This is a genomic window from Methylobacter sp. BlB1, from assembly GCF_015476545.1.
In the GTDB taxonomy this organism is placed as follows: Bacteria; Pseudomonadota; Gammaproteobacteria; order Methylococcales; family Methylomonadaceae; genus Methylobacter.
On sequence record NZ_JADMKV010000137.1, the window covers coordinates 1 to 2750 of the forward strand.

Genomic DNA, 2750 nt, shown 5'->3' on the forward strand with positions numbered 1-2750 from the left:
GCTCAGTCTGCCGCTGTCAAAAGCTGCGGTGCTTGGTGCGGCAAATGGGATAAAACCGCCCATGCGTAACATCAGTTATAAAGCTACTATCTGCAGCAGCGGTTGTGAGACTGGTGGCTAAGCGGTTACGGGATAATATACGCGGCGAGGGAGCGGGGTGACGTAGCGGTCGATCTGAGAAAATTATCAGCGGTCATGAATTAGCCGAAGACAATCGCCGGCAGTTCTGGGCTTGGGCGCCGGCCGGGCGGCTTTCTGGTGTTCTCCGGGCTGGTTGGCTTTCTTTGTAAAAACACCGACTACTGCGCTTCCATTTGCAAATGCCGGCCTAAGGGAAAAGGGCTGGTAACCTTTTGCAGCAATGCCAGCTTGGCGCTTACATATCCATAGAGTGTGTTAAAGGGCATTGGTTTGTAAAATACTGTCACGTCTTTGGGTAAGTGGCCTTTGTTGTCGATATCGGTCTTGTTTAATGTGGTGACTACAATGATGTCCATCGTGTCAAACCAAGGATCCTTTCTAATGGTATTTATCATTTCTAAACCGTCTACTCCAGATATGCACAGATCAGTGATTAGAATGTCAGGAGAGTGTTTTGCGATTTCAACAAATGCGGATAATCCATCATTAACAAAGGAGAGATCGATGGGCATATTCGATTCCGCAACGGATTGTTCATAATGCTTTTGTAAGGACGAATTATCTTCTATGAGAAGGACGGATAGGTTCTTGGATTGATCAAAGAGGGTATTGGGTTGCTGTTGGTGGGTTTTCAGAAAGTCTTCGATGGAGCTGCCAAGAATCCGGCGATGGCCGCCTGCGGTTTTCCAGGCTTGCAGCACCCCTCTCTCAACCATTTTCTGCACGGTGCCTAATGACAATCCCAGCATTTCAGCAACCTCGCGCGTATTATAATAGGCGTCGCTTTCAAGGCTTGCGTTAAAATTAAGTTGTTTTTTGCTGGAGTCGAATTGTTTTTTCATAAACGGATCAAATTTAAATGCTTAAAAATAGTCGTCTACTAAGTATTGAGGTAGTAGGGATTGTCGTTGATTTCTATATTAAGCAAGAAAAATCTTTGCACTCACGGTAATTGGTTGTTTTTAGTGCCAGACTGCATGAGCTAGCAGATTATATTCTTATGGTATATTTGCTAGATTTTATAAAAATGGCATTGGATTGCATATACGTTATATTGCTTATTTCGCCGATTCAATTTTGATATTGCATATATTGCACGCAATGTGAGTGCTCGAAATATATAGTAGTTTTAGAGTATTAATTGAATCTTAAGGTAAGCAATGTTAGTACATTGTCCGTTGATTTAAATTGACTTGTATCGCAAAACGGCAATTTGTTCTTGACTATGTAAAATTTCTTCCTTGTAGGGGTTGGAAATATAAATGGTGTTGGAAAAAATTGATAAAATTGCAAAAATGCGAGATGAACGTGGTCTGTTGCTTTTGAAATTGTTTTCTGCTTGGGCTTGCTTTGGAGGGCTGGGGATGGGGTGGTGCCGTTTCTGTATTATTGCTGTCTGGTATGTAGTTTTTATCAATTTTTATAAATAAATAAAGAATATTAATTTTGTTTGTAAGGCATTTTTTATTGTCTTATAATCCTTATGAATTATTTATATGTATTGTTTTAGATGCTGGGTATATCAGACTCTTTCTTCACCGAATTGCTTAACGGTTCTTTGAGTAAAGTCGCACCCAAAAAACGCCGTAACCTGCTGATTGCAAGTGCAGTCGGCATTGTCATTGGAGCTATTGATAATATGGCTCTCCAAAAACTTAATGTATTCGGAATCGACTTTGTTCTGCCGGTACAGTATTCATTTTTAGCCTTGACGGCGGCCGTCGTTGCATACTTCTTCTTGGTCTTCATCGGGTATGGTTTGGCTGAGTTCTTCATTTGGCGGAAGGGTTGCAAAGATTATCTCGCCAAGCTAATACGGGAATCTCAAGAGGGGATATGCGAAGATTGGGCGGAATGCGAAGAGCTTCATCAACGCAGCGCTAGAGCTGAATGGCTGCGCGACTGGTACGGGCCAATTGCTTTTTTTAAGCTTGCATTCGAGTTCGTCGCGCCTTTAGCAGCAGGAGCATTAGCTGTATACATGCTGCTGTTTTAATGCCTGTGTCTCTCGGTGCCGGCTGGGCCTGCGCAAAGTCAAATTCTTAGTCATGCTTTGTATTTTCATAGTCGGAGAAATGCAGGGCTGAGCATTTGCAAGCTAACAATCCATTGCTGTTTCTCGTGCGTCATGGATTCTGGTCTGGTGAGTGTGTATCTCGTAAGTGGGATTTCTTTAGTCGGTTAAGCCGCCTTCCAGAACAGTCAAGCAATTGGGTGGGATTTGCTTCGTCATTGTCCTGTCTGACGTACAAATAACGGTTTTTTGAGTCTAATGCTGCTCTTGGTGTGGGCAATTTATCGTACGGTAGGGAAGGGTCGGGTTCTGAATATTATCGGATCGGCTTGAGCGTCTGGCGAGGGAATTGCTGGCTGAAAATTTTGAACTTTAAAGCGCCTGTGTCACGCTTATAAGGATTCGGTTGAAAATAACTTGCCGATTTGCCAGATGAAATCAGCACTCATGTAGGGGCGAATTTATTCGCCCAAGGCGACTTAAGTCGCCCCCACACCTGTTGCTCGTCAAGATTTAGGAACAGATGTTACGCAAAGGCGGTTTCATCCTGTTTGCCGCGCCGAGCACCGCGGCTTTTGACAGCGACAGGCTGAGT

Annotated in this window: 3 protein-coding genes; 2 read left to right on the plus strand and 1 reads right to left on the minus strand. The window is 43.6% G+C overall.

Annotated features, from left to right (window positions below):
- Positions 1 to 299: 299 nt before the first annotated feature.
- Complete coding sequence (locus IT781_RS21595; protein ID WP_194972238.1) at positions 300 to 983, minus strand: helix-turn-helix domain-containing protein; 684 nt, start codon at positions 981 to 983, stop codon at positions 300 to 302.
- A 420-nt stretch (positions 984 to 1403) separates the two neighbouring features.
- On the opposite strand from IT781_RS21595, the gene IT781_RS21600 reads away from it, so the two are divergent.
- Both IT781_RS21600 and IT781_RS21605 read left to right on the plus strand, forming a co-directional pair.
- Positions 1404 to 1571 carry a hypothetical protein gene (locus IT781_RS21600; protein ID WP_194972239.1) on the plus strand — a complete coding sequence of 56 codons (168 nt, stop codon included), beginning with the start codon at positions 1404 to 1406 and terminating at the stop codon, positions 1569 to 1571.
- Between the two features lie 80 nt (positions 1572 to 1651).
- Positions 1652 to 2137: a hypothetical protein gene (locus tag IT781_RS21605; RefSeq protein ID WP_194972240.1), complete on the plus strand. Its 486-nt coding sequence runs from the start codon at positions 1652 to 1654 to the stop codon at positions 2135 to 2137.
- Positions 2138 to 2750 lie beyond the last annotated feature (613 nt).

Coding starts and splice junctions, on each gene's coding strand:
- IT781_RS21600 (WP_194972239.1), top strand. CDS start 1,404: ATGGTGTTGGAAAAAATTGATAAAATTGCAAAAATGCGAGATGAACGT.
- IT781_RS21605 (WP_194972240.1), top strand. CDS start 1,652: ATGCTGGGTATATCAGACTCTTTCTTCACCGAATTGCTTAACGGTTCT.
- IT781_RS21595 (WP_194972238.1), bottom strand. CDS start 983: ATGAAAAAACAATTCGACTCCAGCAAAAAACAACTTAATTTTAACGCA.